Origin of the sequence: Acinetobacter sp. AR_0276 (genome assembly GCF_003000705.1) — a bacterium.
GTDB lineage: Bacteria > Pseudomonadota > Gammaproteobacteria > Pseudomonadales > Moraxellaceae > Acinetobacter > Acinetobacter nosocomialis.
Genome location: NZ_PSQO01000004.1, coordinates 2,572,463 through 2,591,336, shown reverse-complemented (window position 1 = coordinate 2,591,336; position 18,874 = coordinate 2,572,463). Strand labels below are relative to the sequence as shown.

Sequence of the window (18,874 nt, the reverse complement as noted above, 5' to 3'; positions counted from 1 at the left end):
TGATTTAGTCTCATTCAAAACTGAGTGAAATTCATGTTTAGGGTTTTATAAATAAGTAGGAAGTTAAATATTTTTCATCTTTGGAGTTTTTAGACAGCACAAACGAGACATAAGGGGCTCTCGTTTTAATACCTATAATTTTATAATTTATTATTATTTTCAATTAATTAAATAATTTATCTTTAAATAAAACTGCTCAACCTAAAGCAATTTATGTTGACTCTCATTCATCTCTGCTTTTAGCCATTCTAAAAATAGGGTTTTGCGTGGATCTTCCTCAAAAGCACTATGAGAAAGTAAAAAATAGGCTGAATTATCTTGTATAACAGGTGAATTTTTATGTGTATTAGGTATGATTCTGCTTTTTACCAAGTTTCAGTATAGCTCGTTAATTTTTAAGAAACTTTTTTATATATTACTGTTAATATTAAAACGCATGATAGATTTCCCAATCCTTCATATCTCTATAAATCAAGGATGATGAGCGAATACATTTATTATGGAAATCAAGCAAATAAAGTATTTTTTGACGGTCGTTGAATCGGGCAGTATTGGAAAAGCTGCCCAAAAACTCGATGTCGGTGCTTCGGCGATTAGTCAGCAAATTAGTAAGCTCGAGCAAGAGTTAAGCATTCGCTTATTACAGCGTAATGCTTTTGGTGTGACCCCAACCCCAGCAGGTCTTGCCTTTTTAAAACACTCGCAACTGATTTTGCGTCAAGTGAACTTTGCCATAGATGCGGCACATCCGGCACGCTTGTCAGGTCATGTCAGCCTTGGTTTTCCGCCCACCATTACCGCTTTAATTGGCATCCCTTTAATGAAACTAATGTCTGAACGTTATCCAGATATTCGTTTAGAGATTGTGGAAACGCTGTCGGGAAATCTGATTCAGTCGATTAATTCGCGTCAGCTTGATATCGCCATTATTTTTACCAATGAAATTGATAAGCAGTGGTCAATACAGCCATTAGTACGCGAACAAATGTATTTAATGGCGCGCAAAGAAGTACTCGAAAAATACGGCCTTAGCGAATGTATTAAAAGCGGCATTGTTCAATCGCAGCAAATTGGTGATATTCCTTTAGTGCTACCACGTCAGCGTCATAGCTTACGGAAACTGCTTGAGCACAAGATTGGACAGCTTAATGTCGTCTATGAAATTGATGGCTTGCATTTGCTTATGGACAGCCTGATTCACCTCGACCTCGCCAGTGTTCGCCCCGGAAGTGCCTGCCTGCAAGAGTATAAACACAAGCTGCAATTGCTTAAGGTTGTCGACCCTGAAGTTGAACGAATTAACTACTTAGTAAGCCTTGCCGAAGAAGAATTATCACCTGCTGCACTTGCCGCCAAGTCAGCCATTAAGGCCTGTGTGAAAGAGTTAATTCAAAACCAAATTTGGCCATGTTCTGAAATTATTGTTTAAAGGGTCATTAATTTTTCTAAATACCTAATTAATTTTCGCCTCTCACTCCTCCCTGCTTTTTAAGATTACATTTTTATACGAATGATAAGTGGTTTTCTGTTTATCGAAATATAGATGTGTAGTTTTAACTGGAAACAAGGCATCACATTTTCTACCAAGGACACCTTTAAATCTCATCTCTAACCCATTTCCTATTTAGGTTTATTGATTGAATCAATTTACGTCCAAACTTTGAAGATCGTGAATGTTTCCATTTTGTCAGGCCAAGGAGGTCTCCAATGGATGTCGTTAATAACCGTAGGGCTACTTTTAAAAAAATATTAAACGTAACGAGTGGCAACTTTTTAGAACAGTACGATTTTTTTCTTTTTGGTTTCTATGCCACCTATATCGCAGCAAAATTTTTCCACTCAGATAATGAATATGTCTCTTTAATGATGACATTTACCGTGTTTGCTGCGGGCTTTCTTATGCGTCCTCTTGGCGCTATTTTCTTGGGTGCCTATGTCGACAGAATTGGTCGTCGTAAAGGGTTGATTGTGACTTTAAGCTTGATGGCTATCGGTACGATTTTAATTACCTTTGTACCGGGTTATGACACCATCGGTATTATGGCCCCTATTTTGGTGGTCATTGGCCGTCTGTTACAGGGCTTCTCGGCAGGTGTTGAATCTGGCGGCGTGTCGATTTACCTTGCAGAAATTGCAACCGATAAAAACCGTGGTTTTATTACTAGCTGGCAGTCTGGTAGCCAACAAATTGCGGTCGTGTTTGCAGCGTTATTTGGTTATTGGCTCAACACCGTTTTAACTCATGCACAAGTGAGTGAATGGGGCTGGCGTATTCCGTTCTTAATCGGTTGTTTGATCATTCCTTTAATCTTCTTATTCCGCCGTACTTTAGAGGAAACTGAAGCATTTAAAGCACAAAAAACTCATCCTTCAACCAAAGAAATTTTCAGCACATTGGCGAGCAACTGGCGCATTGTACTTGCCGGCATGATGATGAGTGCGATGACTACGACAACTTTCTATTTCATTACGGTTTACACCACAGTGTATGCAAAACGTACTTTAGAAATGTCGGTCACAGACAGCCTTTTAGCAACCGTGTTTGTAGGTTTATCGAATTTCTTCTGGTTACCAATGGGTGGCTTACTTTCAGACAAAATTGGTCGCCGTCCAGTATTAGTAGGTATCACTACACTTGCCATCTTTACCAGCTATCCGGTTTTAAGCTGGTTGGTGAGCGACATTAGTTTTTCAAACCTACTTATTACCCTTGCTTACTTCTCGTTCTTCTTTGGTATGTACAACGGGACTATGGTCGCAACACTTGCCGAAGTAATGCCAAAACGTGTTCGTACCGTTGGCTTCTCTTTAGCGTTTAGTCTTGCAGCCGCTATTTTTGGTGGTATGACTCCAATGGCATGTACTTTCCTAGTCGAAAACACTGGCAATGCAAGCACACCAGCGTTCTGGCTCATGCTTGATGCGGTATGTAGTCTCATCTCAAGTTTATATCTATGTCGCGGTTCTAAGCAGAACAAATCTGACGCGATTGCTGAACCTGCAAAGGTTAGCGCTTAAAACAACTAACTACTTAACCTGAAATTTTAATGAACAGTACGGCAGATCTTAAGTCTCCGTACTGTGCTCTCCTGTCATTAAAAGTGAGATACTATGAAAAAGTCCCCTATCTTCATGACCATTTGCCTAGCTGGTGCAGGCTTAGGTTCAACGCTTGCTAACGCAGATACGTTAGAAGTGATTAGCTCTGGCGGTTTCTATTCATCTATGGAAAAACTCATTCCAATATTTGAAAAGCAAACTGGTCACAAAGTTCATCTTTCTTCTGGTTCATCTATGGGTGCATCGCCAACTGCAATTCCAAACCGTCTCGATCGTGGTGAACGCTTTGATGTGGTGGTATTGGCTGCTCCTGAACTAAGCAAACTCGCAGAAAAAGGTTATGTCGACCCAAATTCACAAAGCGCTTTAGTCAATTCAAGCATTGGTATGGCTGTGCCTAAAGGTGCACCAAAACCAGACATTAGCTCTGCGGCAAAATTTGAAAAAGTTTTATTAAATGCCAAGCACATCGGCTATTCAGCAAGTGCGAGCGGTACACATCTTGAAAAAGATGTTTTCCCAAGTTTCCCACCTGTCGAATACAAAGTAATTTCGAGTAAAGCAGAAAAAGTGGTAGGCGACCGCGTTGCAAAACGTATTGCCGAAGGCCAGTTTGATATTGGCTTCCAGCAAATTAGTGAAATCAAACCTTTTACTGGCAAATATGGTCAAGTCGAGTTAGTTGGTCCAATCCCTGCGCCTTACCAAAAAGTTACCGTGTTTGCTGCTGGTATTGGTAAAAACTCACAGCATGCAAAAGTCGCAAAAGAACTTATTCAATTTGTGAAATCGCCTCAAGCGACACAAATTATTGAAGAACAGGGTCTTGAGCAGGTTAAACAATAAAAGCTCTAAAAGGCAACGTCTTGAGCAGATGTTGCCTTTACTCTTTGAACGGTTTACGCAGCGTAATAGAACAAAATGTATAGCAATAAACCAGTGTAGAATAATTAACAAAGGTCAAAGTAGAATTTGCCGTGGAACTTAAACAATTAAAGTACTTTATTGCAGTGATCGAGTCTGGAAGCTTGGGTAAAGCTGCAAAAAATCTCGATATTGGAACGTCTGCATTAAGTCAGCAAATCTCAAAATTAGAGAGTGAGCTTTCTATTCGCCTTTTACAACGTACTGCTTTGGGTACGGTTCCCACCCCTGCGGGTTTAGCTTTTTTTCAACAGGTTCAACTGGCACTTAGACACCTAGACCATGCGGTAGACTCTGCGCACTCCTCACGTTTAAGTGGTCATGTCACCGTGGGTTTTTCCCCGAGTGTTGCGGCCGTTATAGGCACGCATTTTTTAAAACTCATGAGAAACCGTTATCCCGATATTAAAGTCCGTTTAATCGAAGGGTTATCGGGTGACTTAAAAGCCTTAGTTAATGCAAGGCAGCTCGATGTTGCCATCATCTTTAGTGACGATGTCGATCCACAGTGGGCCATACAGCCTTTAGTCAAAGAGCAAATGTTTTTAATCTCGCCTAAAGAAGTGCTGAGTCAGTACCATCTTGAAAGCTGTATCGACACTCAAATTATTAACCACTCACAGCTTAAAGAACTTCCCCTGATTTTGCCGAGCCAACGACATGGACTGCGCTTGTTGCTCGAACAGAAAATTCATCAACTTAAAGTGGCCTATGAAATTGATGGGCTACATTTGTTAATGGAAAGCATTAGCCAACTCGAAATGGCAACCATCCAGCCTGCGGGTGCATCATTAAACTCACGGCAAGACTTATGTTTGCTACGCGTTGTAGAACCTGCCATTGAACGCATTAACTATTTAATTAGTTTGTCTGAAGAAGAGCTCTCACCTGCTACTTTAGCCACCAAAGTAGTAATTCGTGCTTGTGTGACTAACTTAATTAATGAAAAGCGTTGGCCCGGTGCTGAACTCATAAACACTTAAGCGCTTAGTGTTTATTTTTACTAAACATCCATTCAAATTTAGCCTCTCACTTCACCTTCCCTTTTAAAGCTACATTAGCCTTAGCTGAGAAAGGGAGAAATCCATGCATGATGTAATTGTGATTGGTGGTGGGAATGCCGCACTGTGTGCCGCGCTCACGGCAAAAGAAAGCGGCGCTTCTGTGCTTGTCATAGAAGCAGCGCCTAAAGAATGGCGTGGTGGTAACTCACAACACACTCGTAACCTTCGCTGCATGCATGATGCCCCTCAAGATGTATTAGTCGATGCCTACCCCGAAGAAGAATATTGGCAAGACCTACTTAAAGTGACTGCGGGCAAAACTAATGAGCACTTAGCTCGTCTGGTCATTCGTAGCACGGCGACCTGCCGCGACTGGATGCGTAAACATGGTGTGAATTTTCAGCCACCACTATCGGGTGCTTTGCATGTTGCACGTACCAATGCCTTTTTTATGGGTGGTGGTAAAGCTCTTATTAATGCGTATTACCGTAGTGCCCAAGAACTTGGCATCGAAATTTTATACAACACAAAAATTAAAGATCTAAAGTTAAACCAAGGACATTTTGAAGCCGCAATTGCGGAAGATGGTCGTGTTTTTAAAGCAAAAAGCTGTGTATTGGCCGCAGGTGGTTTTGAGTCAAATTTGGAATGGTTAAGAGAAGCATGGGGGCAAAATGAAAACGGCGAATGGCCTGCCGATAATTTCATTATCCGTGGAACTCGCTTTAATCAAGGCAACTTACTCAAATTTATGATAGATCAAGGCGCCGATATTATTGGTGACCCATCGCAATCGCATTGTGTCGCCGTAGATGCACGCGCACCGTTATATGACGGCGGCATCTGCACTCGTATTGACTGCGTTTCACTGGGTATTGTGGTCAATAACAAAGCCGAACGTTTTTACGATGAGGGCGAAGACTTCTGGCCAAAACGTTATGCGATTTGGGGCCGCCTTGTTGCCAAACAGTCACAGCAAATTGCCTATTCGATTATCGACTCAAAAGCGATTGGGCGCTTTATGCCACCTGTGTTTGCGGGTGTAAAAGCAAATAGCATTCAAGAACTGGCCGAAAAAATCGGGCTAGATGCAAAAACCTTATGCCACACCGTAGAAGAATTTAATCAAGCCTGTGTGCAAGGCACCTTTAACCACACGGTTTTAGATGACTGCACCACCGAAAATATTGTTCCCAACAAAACCCATTGGGCTGTCCCTCTCGATCAGCCACCTTTCTATGCCTATGCCCTTAAACCCGGCATTACCTTTACCTATTTAGGTTTAAAAGTCGAAGACGATGCTGCGGTGCGTTTTAACAATAAGCCAAGCCGCAACCTGTTTGTCGCAGGTGAAATGATGGCAGGTAACGTACTCGGTCAAGGTTATACCGCAGGTGTTGGTATGTCGATTGGCACAACCTTTGGTCGCATTGCCGGAAAAAATGCAGCCCACTATGCACTTACACAAGGAGTTGAACATGAATGCTAGTACCAAAGCCCTAATTCCAGTTGTTCAGCTCTCTGACCACGAGCAGGAAGTTCAAAGAGCCCTACAAATTTGTAATGCTTGTCGTTACTGTGAGTCTTTTTGTGCTGTTTTTGCGGCCATGACCAAACGTCTTGAGTTTAACCAAGCCGATATTCATTACATGGCAAACCTCTGCCATAACTGTGGTGCTTGTTTACATGCTTGCCAATATGCCCCGCCACATGAGTTTGGTGTAAATATTCCAAAAGCGATGGCGCAAGTACGTTTGGAAACTTACCAAGAGTTTGCGACCCCTCAGCCTTTAGGCCGACTTTATAAGTCTGTAGGAATTCCTTTTGTCTCAGCATTATCAGCTATTTTCTTTTTATGCATGTTAGCTGTGGTGTGGTACAAAGGCACTGACCTGTTTGCAGGCTATCAAGGTAATTTCTATGCGATTTTCCCGCATAACTTTCTAGCTCTACTTTTTGGAGTGACCTTTACAGTTGCGATTGTTTTGCTCGGCATTGGCATTAGTAAATTCTGGCGTCAAACCTCTAAAGTCATTCACGGCAAAGTTGAGAAACCCGACCTAGTTCAAGCCTCTCAAAATGTATTAACGCTTAAATATTTAGATGGTGGACATGGCAAAGGCTGTAATGAACAGGATGACCGTTACACCCAAATCCGCCGCGTGTTCCATCACCTCACCTTTTATGGCTTTATGCTCTGCTTTGCAGCTACAGGTGTAGCGACTTTATATCACTATTTCCTTAACCTACATGCGCCTTACCCTATCTTTAGCTTGCCTGTTATTTTGGGTACGTTGGGTGGGCTTGGCTTAGTGATTGGACCATCGGGCCTGCTCTATTTAAACCTTAAACGCCACCCACTACATGGTGACCGCGAGCAAAAACCTGTAGATCGAGGCTTTATTTTCCTTTTAATTTTAGTCAGTGCTTCAGGCTTAGCCCTCATGGCATTTCGCAATACCCCTTACATGGCACTTTTACTGATTTTCCATTTAGCTACGGTCATGACGTTCTTTATTACCATGCCGTTTGGAAAGTTCGCACACGGTTTTTACCGCAGCGCTTCTTTACTCAAATTTGCCATCGAAGAACGTATTTCTAAGAAGTCATAAGTTCAAGATTAGAAAAACTTCCTAATAAAAAACCGCTATAAAAGCGGTTTTTTATATTCAACTACAATGATAATTGAATGGCCATATTGAAAACGGTAATCGCTTAAGCAATTTTTCCATCAATAATACCCTTCTCTTTTAATGCAGCAAGCTCTTCTGCTGTTTTAAATCTCGATAAGATTTGAGCGGTATGTTCACATAGCTCTGGCGGCGCATGATGATATTCAACGGGAGTATCAGACAGTTTGATAGGTGAGCCTATGGTTTGGAAGTTTTCATTTAAACGATGGGGAATGTTCACCACCAAATTGCGATGTACGATTTGTGGTTCAGCCAAAGCATCTTCAATAGAGTTAATAACACCTACTGGTACTTTAAGCGCATGAATCATGTCGACCCATTCTTTAGCAGTTTTCTGCAAAAAGTGCTCCGACAATAAAGGAATCAGTTCATTTCGATACTTTACGCGGTCCTGATTACGCACAAACTTTTCATTTTCGAGTAACTCTGGATAACCAATCGCAATACACAAATCTTTAAACTGTTTGTCGTTACCGCAAGCAATAATAAATTCTTTATCTTTAGCCTTAAAAGTTTGATACGGCACAATACTTGGGTGTTGATTACCCATGCGTTGTGGGGCTTTCCCTGAAGCTAAATAATTCATTCCCTGATTTGCCAGTGCCGCGACCTGTACATCAAGGAGTGACATATCAATATATTGACCGCGTCCCGTGTGCGAGCGTGCAATCAATGCGGCCTGAATGGCAATGGTTGAATATAAACCAGTTTGAATATCGACCACAGCCACACCAACCTTTTGCGCCCCGCCACCTGCCGCATCATCAGGCTCGCCAGTAATGCTCATTAAGCCAGACATACCCTGAATAATAAAATCATAGCCGGGCTCTTCTGCACGTGGGCCATCTTGCCCAAAACCGGTAATCGAGCAATACACAATATTTGGGTTTAACTCACTTAAGGAAGCATAGTCCAAACCATATTTAGCCAAAGACCCTGTCTTATAATTTTCAATTACCACGTCGGCAGTCTTGGCAATTTCATAAATTAAGGCCTGACCTTCGGGTGTGGTAATGTCCACCGCAACCGAATATTTATTGCGGTTGGTACATTGGAAATAACCAGATTCACGGGTCATGTTTCCATCTTGATCGGGCATCCACGGTGGTCCCCACATACGGGTGTCATCACCGACTCGAGGACGTTCAATTTTAATCACTTCCGCGCCAAGGTCTGCCAAGATTTGCCCACACCACGGCCCTGCAAGCACACGACTTAAATCTAAAACTCGAATTCCTTGTAATGCACCCATAACGATACCCTTATCTTTTTAGAAGGCGCTAATGCACCTCCCTGTCATTGTTTATGATTGTCTTTGTGGATCGTACTGACGATCTTTAATGAATAAGCCTGGCAATACCCCTGCAACAAAATACGCAGCACCCATCACAATAAAGGCCATGGCAAAAGTTCCACCCGATGCCAAGAAACCAATGGTGGCTGGTGCAATCGCTGCGCCGACACGACCAATGTTATAAGCACCGCCAATGGCTGTTCCGCGTACATCGGTTGAAAAACTTTCAGCCATATAAGTCGCATTTACACCGTATGGAATGCCATATAAGAAGCCAAAGGTGATTAATAAATACAAAATATTGTCAGGGGTATTGAAGAAAATAATGATTGGCAAAAACACAGCGCTGGCAATTGTTCCAAACACAAAAACAGCACGGCGGTTAAATTTATCAGCAAGATAACCCGCTAAAATTTTGCCTAGAATCATTGCTGTATATGAACCCACCATATAACTGGTTAAATTTTTAAAGTTCATATGCACTTCTGTTTCTAAATAACTTGGCATCCAGTTGTTAATGCCGTAATAACCAAACTGCAAGAAGAATGCTGTGGTCATCCACAACAAAAACATTTTACGGTGCTTAAAGTTATTAAAGATTTGCTTATAGATACTGCTACTTTTTGGCTTTTCAGCCACGACCATTTCCTTAGGTTGTCTATTGCCTTGTAAGCTTTCAATTTTGGTGAGCTGCCAAGATTTTGGCTCTGGCACAAATCGTTGCAGGAAAATATTAACGAAAGCAGGTACTACGGTCAGGAAGAACAAAACGCGCCAGCCATGATCTGGAATAATTGCACCAGCTAATAACGTTGCAGCAATATAACCTACGGTCTGACCCGTCTGTAACGTGCCCAATACCGTGGTACGGTAAGTAGTCGGTACATATTCAGCCATTAAGGTATTACAGGCCATATAGAGTGCTCCGATTCCTAAAGCACCTATAAAGCGTAGAGCCATAAATTGCTCGAAGCTTTGCGTAAAGCCTAACAAACAAGTCGCTACAGAAAAGAAAGTCACCGAGTTGGCAATGGTCCGTACGCGACCAAACTTGTCACATGCCCAACCACCCAAAATACCGCCAATACCCATACCTGCCAAAGAAGCACTACCTAAGGCACCCGCTTGAAAGGTACTTAACCCAAACTCTGCTTTTAAACTGGTCAAGCTATAAGACAGCAGCATAATATCAATACCATCGACCACCATCGCAAAATAGGCAAATAACAACGCCCATTTCCATGTATGAGGTCCAATCTTTTCATATGTTCCAAGGTTACTTGGAAATGTAGTTCTCAACTCTTTCGATATTACTTGAACGTCATTGTTCATCTTTAGTTCCTCATTTTCCCAAATGAGTCATCGGCAGCCTACTTATGTTTTCTGTATGACTTAATCTTCTATATTTTCATAATCTTACATTTGGTTTTAAGTACACAGAGGCACATCTTCACATGAGTATCCTTACGATGAATCTTGTCATTTTCCATAAATTTTTGCGTAAAAATCCCTACAGGTGCTCCCGAAAGAACACCTCTACCTTTAAAAATGAATGAGTTAGTTACTAAATGCGGCTATGCCTGTTTGTGCACGACCTAAAATCAAGGCATGAACGTCATGTGTGCCTTCATAGGTATTTACGACTTCAAGATTGACCAAATGACGTGCCACACCAAACTCGTCACTAATGCCGTTTCCACCCATCATGTCACGTGCCATACGAGCAATATCAAGTGCCTTTCCACAGTTATTACGCTTAATTAAAGATGTACCTTCAACTGATGCAATGCCTTCATCTTTCATACGGCCAAAACGTAAAGCTGCCTGTAAACCCAAAGCAATTTCAGTTTGCATATCTGCCAATTTCTTTTGAATCAACTGATTTGCAGCCAACGGGCGACCAAATTGTTTACGGTCCATGGTGTATTGATGTGCGGTATGCCAACAGAACTCGGCAGCACCCATTGCCCCCCATGCAATACCATAGCGGGCGCTATTTAGACAGGTAAATGGACCTTTTAAACCTCGAATTTCAGGGAACGCATTTTCTTCAGGCACAAAAACGTTATCCATTACAATTTCGCCTGTAATCGATGCACGTAAACCGACCTTGCCATGAATGGCAGGCGCAGATAAACCTTCCCAGCCCTTTTCTAAAATGAAACCGCGAATATCCCCCACATTACCTTCAGCAGAAACTTCTTTTGCCCAAACAACAAATACATCGGCAATTGGGCTATTGGTAATCCACATTTTTGCGCCACTTAAACGATAACCACCGTCAACTTTTTTAGCACGGGTAATCATACTACCTGGGTCTGAACCATGATCAGGTTCGGTCAAACCAAAACAGCCAATGTATTCACCAGTGGCAAGTTTAGGTAAGTACTTTTGCTTTTGCTCTTCGGTACCAAACTCATGAATCGGAACCATCACCAATGAGCTTTGCACGCTCGCCATAGAGCGGTAGCCCGAGTCGACATATTCAATTTCGCGCGCAACCAAACCATAACTCACATAGTTCAAACCCGCGCCACCATATTGCTCGGGAATGGTTGGCCCCAGTAAGCCGAGCTCCCCCATTTCACGAAAAATGGAAGGATCTGTTGTTTCATGACGGAATTGTTCAAGTACGCGGGGTTGCAAACGTTCTTGGCAATAGGCATGAGCCGCATCACGAATCATGCGCTCATCTGGGCTAAGCTGTTGCTCAATTAAAAATGGGTCTTTCCAGTTAAATTGAACTTTTGCTTTTTTTGTTGTCACCATGTGATTCATCGCATCCTCTGCTTAATTGGATCTTCTTTATTTAACTCGATGTTATGCGTGAAAAATTCAGTAATCAAACGATAAATGTTCATGCAGATATGCGACTTACGCATATTTAAAATAAGAAGGTTTAAATTTAAATATTTAATTCGTTGTATTTCATTAAAAATGGCTTATTTTTATACTAAACTCGGATATCTGCATTTAGGTCATATGCTGTTTTGAAATATGACGACAAATAAAAGGATTTATTTATGCGAAGAAGCATCCCGTCTATTCAGGGTCTAATCTGCTTTGAAAGTGCAGCAAAACATCTAAGTTATACCTATGCTGCGCAAGAGTTATGTATTACCCAAAGTGCAGTCTCGCGCCAAATTCAGCAGTTAGAAGATTTCTTGGGCGTTGAACTCTTTATACGTACTCGGCATGGTGTTGAACTCACCATTGCTGGTCAACAGTATTTTAAAAGCATTAAACCCTACTTGTTAGGGCTAGAGAAATGTACGGCCGATGTGATTTCTCATAAAGGTTTAGGTGGAACATTAAAGTTAGGTGTAGTTCCTACCTTCGCAACGCGTTGGCTGTTACCCAAGCTCCATCTTTTAAATCAAAAACACCCTGAAATTACGGTTCACTTAGAAACCAGTACCAAGCCCTTTTTATTTAATGACAATATTTTTGACGCTGCGATTTTTGCAGGTACGCAGCAGCAAATTGACCACTGGCCCGGCATACAAGCGCATTATTTAATGGATGAAGAAATTGTACCTGTGTGCTCGCCAAGGCTAATCGAAAAGTATTTTCCAGATGCTGTGATGATTAATGAAAATACCTATGATTTAAGTCCAGAAGATTTATTAAAAATCCCCCTACTACAACAAACCACTCGGCCTAGTATTTGGCAAGAATGGTTTCTGACTCATCAGATGCAACACCCGAAACCTTTTGATGGACAACGCCATGAGTTATTTTCAATGCTTGCGGTTGCTGCCAGCCATGACATGGGAATGGCTTTAATTCCACAAATGTTGATTGAGTCTGAACTACAAAAAAAGGAACTGGTGATTGTTTCCAATAAAAAACTAAAAGGCAGCCGAAAGTATTACCTTATTCATTCGAGCCAAGACATCTCACCGACTATTCAAAAATTTGTTGAGTGGATTTACCAAGAACTAGAACAACTAAAGAGTAATTCAAATTAACTCAATAGCCTTTCTTTATACCCAATATCGCGATCTATACATATAAAAAAAGATTGTGATTAATAAGATCACAATCTTTTTAGTTAAGCGTAAATGGCTTTGAAATTAATGTTTCATTAATTGAATATCTGAACCGCTACGTTTCGGGTCAATTAAGATTTTGGCATGTTGTTCAGGATCACGTAACGCTTCAAATGCACTCGTAACACCTTCTAGGCCAACAACACCTGTAATGAGCGGTGAACAGTTCACTTTACCTTCTGCAATCATATGTAGCGCATCTCGGAACTCAAGCGGCGTGTATCCCAATACAAACTGAATTTCTAACTCTTTATTAATCGCAAGTGCTGGTTCTATTTTGTCACTTTGCATGCACACGCCCACCCCAACAATTCGGGAAAATAAAGGTGCACCTTCAATAATTTGCTGTAAAACGCCCGGTACGCCAACACACTCAAAAATAACAGGGCGTTTTGGCAGAGCGCCTAATTTATCAATCATGCGCCATCCATGCCACCATGGTAAGCGAGTCGCTTGTAACTTATCAAACAGTCCCATGCCCATGTTAATGGCATCAGAAACATTGCCAAGTAAACCAAACTCTTTCCAGTTGGCAAATGGCGATGTCTCTTTAGGGTCTACCACAATATCCGCACCACATTGCTCGGCAAGCTTACGGCGGTTTGGAGAAAAGTCACTGGCAACTACGGTTTTAACCCCCGCTGCTTTAAGCATTAATATGACACCTAGCCCGACAGGACCACAACCGACCACAATCGCAGGTTCACTAGTTTTTACGCGGCTACGGCGAACCGCATGCAATGCAACTGCCATAGGTTCAGTCATGGCAGCACTATCTGCATCTAGACCATTCGGTACTTCAAATATCAAGCTTGATTGAGCCAATACTTGCTCGGCATAGCCACCCGAAGCATTTGGAGAAAGGCCTGTAGACAAATAACCATGCTGATCAACGTTTAAAAGCGGCATTGCACAAACGAGTGTGTCGGCTTTAAATTTATGACGTGTTTTTGGACCGTAGTCTAAAACCTTGCCGCAAAACTCATGTCCTAGTACAAACGGGTCTGTGGACTTCGCTAAACCATTAAACCCTACACGTGCAGCCAAATCATGCATGTGGTCGCAGTGGTGCTGCATATGTAAATCTGAACCACAGATCCCGCATCGCACCACTTCCAATAAAACTTGCCCTTTTGCAGGTGTTAAGTTTGGTTGATCCACTACTTGTAATGTTGCTTGATGACAAAGTACCGACTTCATTTGAGTGCTTCCTATTTCTTCTTTTTCATTTACTTGCCAGAAATAGATTTCTACAGATAAATTAATCGCTTTATCGGTTTGGTCTTTAGCAAGCCTTTCTTCATCTTTACAAGTAAAAGCCAAAATACCAATGACCATTCTTCAGCCAATCTACTCTTGAAGAGTCAACAAAAACAGGCTCAGCGAAATTAAAAACAATAAAAATCTTGGTGCTTGTATCTTACACAGACTGCGTTATCTTCTTAGGCCAGAACAATGTCATCAAAATTAAAACTTATACAAATATAGTAAGTTCAAAAAACTCAACTCAACGCTTTTCACAAAAACATAGCAAAACCAAACTTTTATCAGTGGCTCTAAACAGGCATGATGAATTGATGCAAACAGATAAGAAGAAATCTATGATTACAAAAACGCTCCCGCTTACAGATATACACCGTCATCTTGATGGCAACATCCGCATTCAAACTATTTTAGAATTAGGCCAACAATACCATTTAGATTTGCCTGCTTACGACATTGAATCTTTGCGACCACACGTACAAGTGATGGATAACCAACCTGACTTATTAAGTTTTTTATCTAAGCTCGATTGGGGAGTAAAAGTATTAGCAAGCCTAGATGCCTGCAAACGTATTGCATTTGAAAATATGCAAGATGCAGCACAGCAAGGCCTAGACTATGTAGAGTTACGTTTTTCACCGGGTTATATGGGAATGACCCATCAACTTCCACTTGAAGGGGTTGTTGAAGCAGTTATTGCTGGCGTAAAAGAAGGTAGCCAAGCTTACGGGGTAAAAGCGAATTTAATTGGCATTATGAGCCGTACTTTTGGCCAAGAAGCCTGTGAAAAAGAGTTAAATGCTCTACTCGCCCATAAAAATGATATTAAAGCGTTGGATCTTGCTGGAGATGAGCTTGGTTTTCCGGGCAATTTATTTATTGAACACTTTAAAAAAGCGCGTGATGCAGGTTGGCACATTACGGTACATGCAGGCGAAGCTGCTGGCCCAGAGAGTATTTGGCAAGCCATTGAAGAATTAGGTGCCGAACGGATTGGGCATGGTGTTAAAGCGGTTCAAGATTTAAAACTTTTAGATTATTTGGCAAAACACCAGATTGGTATTGAATCTTGTCTCACCTCAAATATTCAAACCAACACAGTGCCTTCTTTAGCAGAACATCCATTAAAGACTTTTTTAGAACATGGTGTGCTTGCCACCATTAATACAGATGACCCTGCTGTTGAAGGTATTGAAATACAACATGAATATTTAACTGCTGCTCCACTGGCAGGTTTAAGTCCTGAGCAAATTTATATAGCTCAACAAAATGGACTTAAAATCGCATTTTTATCAGAACAAGAAAAAGATGAGTTAAGGCAGAAATATCAATAGCAGAGAACAGAACTTATTTAAACAAGTTCAAATATTGGAGTGTGTATGAATTAAAATTTAAATATATAAAAACAAAAAAATTCCTTCTGTCTGTAAGACTAGAAGAAATTATTTTCAATATTTGAGAAAGCTTGAACGCTTTTAAATATGGTCGGAGCAGTAGGATTCGAACCTACGACCCCCTGGTCCCAAACCAGGTGCACTACCAGGCTGTGCTATGCTCCGAAATTGGGGTGAATGACGGGATTCGAACCCGCGACAACTGGAATCACAATCCAGGGCTCTACCAACTGAGCTACATCCACCATCAAATAAGTTCTATGTACCAAGCTACCAAATGGCGCGCCTGACAGGATTCGAACCTGTGACCATCCGCTTAGAAGGCGGATGCTCTATCCAACTGAGCTACAGGCGCTTAACCGATGATGCTTATCATGCGATACTTCGCCGATCTTAAAATATTCTTTTAAGTGGTCGGAGCAGTAGGATTCGAACCTACGACCCCCTGGTCCCAAACCAGGTGCACTACCAGGCTGTGCTATGCTCCGATCTATCTCAGCTTTTGCTGTATCGCACATCGTGCGGTACGGTGTGCATTCTAGGCGCGACGCCCTCAGACGTCAACACCTATTGTCAAAAAAAGTTAAAAATCCTTATCAAATGTATATTTAACAAGCATTTTGAGGCTTTTTAACGTTTTAACGATGCACTAAAGGCTAACATTCGATCTAAAGGCATTTTGGCACGTTCAGCAAGCGCTGGATCAACGTGTATTTCTTGATCGCCTTTTTGTAAAACTTCTAAAATTCCGTCGAGTTCATTCATTGCCATCCACGGACAATGCGCACATGAACGACAAGTTGCTCCCTCACCCGCCGTTGGAGCTTCAACTAAAATCTTATCTGGTACTGCTTGCTGCATTTTGTAGAAAATACCACGGTCAGTTGCCACAATGAGTCTTTCATTTGGCAAAGTCTGTGCAGCTTTAATGAGTTGAGAAGTACTACCTACCGCATCGGCAATTTCTACTACCGACTCTGGCGACTCTGGATGTACCAATACAGCAGCGTCTGGATACAGTGCTTTCATGTTGGCAATGCCACGTGCACGGAATTCTTCATGCACAATACATGCGCCATCCCAAAGCAACATATCTGCACCAGTTTTCTTTTGAATATAGCGACCTAAGTGCTGATCTGGTGCCCAAATAATTTTTTCGCCCAAACTGTCTAGGTGCTCAACAATTTCAACTGCACAGCTGGAAGTCACTACCCAATCCGCACGTGCTTTAACAGCAGCCGATGTATTGGCATAAACCACTACGGTGTGGTCAGGGTGTTGATCACAAAATGCTGTGAACTCATCGACTGGACAACCTAAGTCAAGTGAACAAGTTGCTTCAAGTGTCGGCATCAGGATTGTTTTTTCTGGAGACAGAATTTTAGCTGTTTCCCCCATAAACTTAACACCAGCTACAACCAGTGTAGAGGCTGCATGATCTCGTCCAAAACGGGCCATTTCTAAAGAGTCAGAAACGCATCCACCTGTTTTTTCTGCAAGTTCTTGTACATCGGGATCGCAATAGTAGTGAGCAACAAGGACAGCATCACGTTTTTTGAGCTCTGCTTCGATCTGTGCAAACTTTTGTTGTTTTGCTTCTTCACTTAGGCGGTTGTCTTTTGGTTCACCTAAACGGTCTAAATGCGCTTGTACAATGTTTTTTGCATCGTTGGCAATTAAAGTCGCATCACTCATAAAACGTCTTCTCTATCCTTCATGCTGGCATACCTGCTCGCATATAACGTTACTGCTTAAATGATTTACTAGATTGAATCATTTAATATCAAAAGCTGGGGCTAATAAAAAAGCCTCTTTGTCGAGGCTTGATTATAACTGAATATTTACGAACGGTAATCTGCATTAATCTTGACGTAGTCGTAAGATAAATCGCAGGTGTAGACTGTGTCCTTGGCTTGACCGCGACCTAAATCAACGCGAATGGTAATTTCGGTTTGTGCCATAACGCGCGCACCCGCTTCTTCGGTATAGTCCTCGGCTGCACCACCATCTTTACAGATTTGAACGTCATCTAACCACACCTGAATTTTAGACACGTCTAAGTCTTTCACTCCTGCATAGCCAATTGCCGCTAAAATACGTCCCCAGTTCGGGTCAGATGCAAACAGTGCAGTTTTAACGAGTGGAGAATGTGCAATGCTATACGCAATGTCACAACACTCTTGAGTGTTACCACCACCCTCTACCGCAACAGTAATGAACTTGGTCGCACCTTCGCCATCACGTATAATTAACTGTGCTAAACAGTTCATGACACGAGCAAGCACTTCTAATACTTTTGCGTAGCGCGCATCGCTGTCTGATGTAATTTCAGTGCCACCAGCCTGACCAGTCGCCACAAAAATACAAGAGTCATTTGTTGAAGTATCACCATCAATGGTAATACGGTTAAATGAATGCTCAACCGTTGTCTTTAATAGCTTTTGGACTAAATCGCGGCTAATAGGCGCATCTGTAGCAACAAAGCTCAACATGGTTGCCATGTTTGGACGGATCATTCCAGCACCTTTACTAATACCAGTCATGGTATAAGTAATGCCATCAAGTTCAAATTGTTCAGATGCACCTTTAGGAACTGTATCTGTCGTCATAATGCCATTTGCTGCATCATTCCAAGCAGCATCTTGTACGCTATTTAATGCAGGTTGAAGACCAGCAAGTAAACGTTCCATTGGAAGCTGCTCACCGATTACCCCTGTAGAAAACGGAAGTACTTCAAAACTGTTCACACCAGCAAGCTCAGCTAACTTCGCGCAAGTAGCTTGAGCATTTTTTAAGCCTGTAGGTCCAGTACCCGCATTGGCATTACCTGTATTAATTACTAAATAACGAGGATTGCCTTGAGCAAGATGAGCTTTAGAGACATGAACAGGTGCTGCACAGAAGGCGTTTTGAGTAAATACACCCGCAACATTTGAACCTTCTGCAAACTCAAAAATGACTAAATCTCGTCGGTTTTGGTAACGTACATATGCTTCTGTTGAGCCAATTTTTACACCTTTTACCACATGCATTTGTGGCATTGTTACGTCGCCGACAGCCATTTTTAGAACATCCAGAGTTTGTTATGAAAAGATCAATATTTCAGAAAATAGCGAGGTCATAAAACCCGCTTTATATGAAATATCAGTATTGACAGCTTATTAGAAAAGCCTGAAAAAATCGAGCGCTA

The 18,874-nt window shown here is 41.8% G+C and carries 14 protein-coding genes, 4 tRNA genes and 1 pseudogene; 8 read left to right on the top strand and 11 right to left on the bottom strand.

Annotated features, from left to right (window positions below):
- Positions 1-201: 201 nt before the first annotated feature.
- Positions 202-339: pseudogene (locus CSB87_RS13240) on the bottom strand (LysR family transcriptional regulator); the annotation flags it as partial.
- Between the two features lie 160 nt (positions 340-499).
- On the opposite strand from CSB87_RS13240, the gene CSB87_RS13235 reads away from it, so the two are divergent.
- From CSB87_RS13235 to tcuB, 6 genes are all read left to right on the top strand, one after another.
- Entirely contained in the window at positions 500-1,429 is a 930-nt protein-coding gene (locus CSB87_RS13235) for a LysR family transcriptional regulator (protein WP_004888638.1), read from the top strand.
- A 278-nt stretch (positions 1,430-1,707) separates the two neighbouring features.
- Complete coding sequence (locus CSB87_RS13225) at positions 1,708-3,018, top strand: MFS transporter (protein ID WP_004888639.1); 1,311 nt, start codon at positions 1,708-1,710, stop codon at positions 3,016-3,018.
- Positions 3,019-3,111: 93 nt separating this feature from the next.
- The gene (locus CSB87_RS13220) at positions 3,112-3,906 is read left to right on the top strand and encodes a substrate-binding domain-containing protein (protein WP_004888642.1); all 795 of its coding nucleotides are present in this window, start codon (positions 3,112-3,114) and stop codon (positions 3,904-3,906) included.
- Positions 3,907-4,037: 131 nt separating this feature from the next.
- Positions 4,038-4,967 carry a LysR family transcriptional regulator gene (locus CSB87_RS13215; RefSeq protein WP_004888644.1) on the top strand — a complete coding sequence of 310 codons (930 nt, stop codon included), beginning with the start codon at positions 4,038-4,040 and terminating at the stop codon, positions 4,965-4,967.
- 103 nt (positions 4,968-5,070) lie between these two features.
- Complete coding sequence (tcuA, locus tag CSB87_RS13210; protein ID WP_006582169.1) at positions 5,071-6,477, top strand: FAD-dependent tricarballylate dehydrogenase TcuA; 1,407 nt, start codon at positions 5,071-5,073, stop codon at positions 6,475-6,477.
- A complete protein-coding gene (tcuB, locus tag CSB87_RS13205; protein ID WP_004888650.1) occupies positions 6,467-7,600 on the top strand; it encodes a tricarballylate utilization 4Fe-4S protein TcuB in 1,134 nt (377 codons plus the stop codon). Before tcuA ends, tcuB begins: the two co-directional genes overlap by 11 nt.
- A 103-nt stretch (positions 7,601-7,703) precedes the next feature.
- Here tcuB and CSB87_RS13200 read toward each other — a convergent pair whose 3' ends face one another.
- From CSB87_RS13200 to CSB87_RS13190, 3 genes are all read right to left on the bottom strand, one after another.
- Positions 7,704-8,933: a CaiB/BaiF CoA transferase family protein gene (locus CSB87_RS13200; protein WP_004888652.1), complete on the bottom strand. Its 1,230-nt coding sequence runs from the start codon at positions 8,931-8,933 to the stop codon at positions 7,704-7,706.
- 51 nt (positions 8,934-8,984) lie between these two features.
- On the bottom strand, positions 8,985-10,307 hold the full coding sequence (locus tag CSB87_RS13195; RefSeq protein ID WP_004888654.1) for an MFS transporter: 1,323 nt from the start codon (positions 10,305-10,307) through the stop codon (positions 8,985-8,987).
- A 225-nt stretch (positions 10,308-10,532) separates the two neighbouring features.
- Entirely contained in the window at positions 10,533-11,753 is a 1,221-nt protein-coding gene (locus CSB87_RS13190) for an acyl-CoA dehydrogenase (protein ID WP_004888657.1), read from the bottom strand.
- A gap of 245 nt (positions 11,754-11,998) precedes the next feature.
- Between CSB87_RS13190 and CSB87_RS13185 the strand changes: the two genes are divergently transcribed.
- The gene (locus CSB87_RS13185) at positions 11,999-12,946 is read left to right on the top strand and encodes a LysR substrate-binding domain-containing protein (RefSeq protein ID WP_004888660.1); all 948 of its coding nucleotides are present in this window, start codon (positions 11,999-12,001) and stop codon (positions 12,944-12,946) included.
- 105 nt (positions 12,947-13,051) lie between these two features.
- On the opposite strand, the gene CSB87_RS13180 is transcribed toward CSB87_RS13185, so the two are convergent.
- The gene (locus CSB87_RS13180) at positions 13,052-14,227 is read right to left on the bottom strand and encodes a zinc-binding dehydrogenase (RefSeq protein WP_023188475.1); all 1,176 of its coding nucleotides are present in this window, start codon (positions 14,225-14,227) and stop codon (positions 13,052-13,054) included.
- A gap of 401 nt (positions 14,228-14,628) precedes the next feature.
- On the opposite strand from CSB87_RS13180, the gene add reads away from it, so the two are divergent.
- Positions 14,629-15,624: an adenosine deaminase gene (gene add, locus CSB87_RS13175; protein WP_009499898.1), complete on the top strand. Its 996-nt coding sequence runs from the start codon at positions 14,629-14,631 to the stop codon at positions 15,622-15,624.
- A gap of 148 nt (positions 15,625-15,772) precedes the next feature.
- Here add and CSB87_RS13170 read toward each other — a convergent pair.
- From CSB87_RS13170 to argJ, 6 genes are all read right to left on the bottom strand, one after another.
- Positions 15,773-15,849: transfer RNA gene (locus CSB87_RS13170), tRNA-Pro, on the bottom strand.
- 4 nt (positions 15,850-15,853) lie between these two features.
- Positions 15,854-15,929, bottom strand: a tRNA-His gene (locus CSB87_RS13165).
- 33 nt (positions 15,930-15,962) lie between these two features.
- A tRNA-Arg gene (locus CSB87_RS13160) sits at positions 15,963-16,039 on the bottom strand.
- Between the two features lie 56 nt (positions 16,040-16,095).
- Positions 16,096-16,172, bottom strand: a tRNA-Pro gene (locus CSB87_RS13155).
- A gap of 142 nt (positions 16,173-16,314) precedes the next feature.
- Positions 16,315-17,379: a quinolinate synthase NadA gene (nadA, locus tag CSB87_RS13150; RefSeq protein WP_001278265.1), complete on the bottom strand. Its 1,065-nt coding sequence runs from the start codon at positions 17,377-17,379 to the stop codon at positions 16,315-16,317.
- 146 nt (positions 17,380-17,525) lie between these two features.
- A complete protein-coding gene (gene argJ, locus CSB87_RS13145) occupies positions 17,526-18,746 on the bottom strand; it encodes a bifunctional glutamate N-acetyltransferase/amino-acid acetyltransferase ArgJ (protein WP_004888666.1) in 1,221 nt (406 codons plus the stop codon).
- Positions 18,747-18,874: the final 128 nt, after the last annotated feature.

What these genes read in the sequence shown, in the direction of transcription:
- CSB87_RS13235 (WP_004888638.1), top strand. Translation starts at nt 500, where the DNA reads ATGGAAATCAAGCAAATAAAGTATTTTTTGACGGTCGTTGAATCGGGC.
- CSB87_RS13225 (WP_004888639.1), top strand. Translation starts at nt 1,708, where the DNA reads ATGGATGTCGTTAATAACCGTAGGGCTACTTTTAAAAAAATATTAAAC.
- CSB87_RS13220 (WP_004888642.1), top strand. Translation starts at nt 3,112, where the DNA reads ATGAAAAAGTCCCCTATCTTCATGACCATTTGCCTAGCTGGTGCAGGC.
- tcuA (WP_006582169.1), top strand. Translation starts at nt 5,071, where the DNA reads ATGCATGATGTAATTGTGATTGGTGGTGGGAATGCCGCACTGTGTGCC.
- tcuB (WP_004888650.1), top strand. Translation starts at nt 6,467, where the DNA reads ATGAATGCTAGTACCAAAGCCCTAATTCCAGTTGTTCAGCTCTCTGAC.
- CSB87_RS13200 (WP_004888652.1), bottom strand. Translation starts at nt 8,933, where the DNA reads ATGGGTGCATTACAAGGAATTCGAGTTTTAGATTTAAGTCGTGTGCTT.
- CSB87_RS13195 (WP_004888654.1), bottom strand. Translation starts at nt 10,307, where the DNA reads ATGAACAATGACGTTCAAGTAATATCGAAAGAGTTGAGAACTACATTT.
- CSB87_RS13190 (WP_004888657.1), bottom strand. Translation starts at nt 11,753, where the DNA reads ATGAATCACATGGTGACAACAAAAAAAGCAAAAGTTCAATTTAACTGG.
- CSB87_RS13185 (WP_004888660.1), top strand. Translation starts at nt 11,999, where the DNA reads ATGCGAAGAAGCATCCCGTCTATTCAGGGTCTAATCTGCTTTGAAAGT.
- CSB87_RS13180 (WP_023188475.1), bottom strand. Translation starts at nt 14,227, where the DNA reads ATGAAGTCGGTACTTTGTCATCAAGCAACATTACAAGTAGTGGATCAA.
- add (WP_009499898.1), top strand. Translation starts at nt 14,629, where the DNA reads ATGATTACAAAAACGCTCCCGCTTACAGATATACACCGTCATCTTGAT.
- nadA (WP_001278265.1), bottom strand. Translation starts at nt 17,379, where the DNA reads ATGAGTGATGCGACTTTAATTGCCAACGATGCAAAAAACATTGTACAA.
- argJ (WP_004888666.1), bottom strand. Translation starts at nt 18,746, where the DNA reads ATGGCTGTCGGCGACGTAACAATGCCACAAATGCATGTGGTAAAAGGT.